Source organism: Paraburkholderia sp. SIMBA_053 (genome assembly GCF_046534895.1).
In the GTDB taxonomy this organism is placed as follows: Bacteria; Pseudomonadota; Gammaproteobacteria; order Burkholderiales; family Burkholderiaceae; genus Paraburkholderia; species Paraburkholderia caledonica.
In genome coordinates, this window is sequence record NZ_JAWRXU010000733.1 from 1 (window position 1) to 270 (window position 270).

General features: G+C 30.7%; 1 protein-coding gene. It reads right to left on the reverse strand.

From position 1 onward, the window contains the following. A partial coding sequence (locus tag SB753_RS37515; RefSeq protein ID WP_410805219.1) for a hypothetical protein occupies window positions 1-270 on the reverse strand: 270 nt, incomplete at both ends.

Genomic DNA, 270 nt, shown 5'->3' on the forward strand with positions numbered 1-270 from the left:
TTTTTCTAGCTGATCAAACCGTTCGTTCCATGTTTTTACCATGTCTACCATATTTACAGATAACGTTTCATCCCTATTATCAGTGTTTTCTTCGTCAGAAACATTGATAACCATAGCTATTCCATTTTCTTCAAGATACTCGTTTACTTCAATTTCATTTTTATTGTCGCTATAAAGTTTTTTAATAAGTTTAAGGACTTTTAAAGAATCATGATATATGTAGTATTTTCCTCTATTCCCCTGTTTCACTACAAGAAAATCTTCATGTCG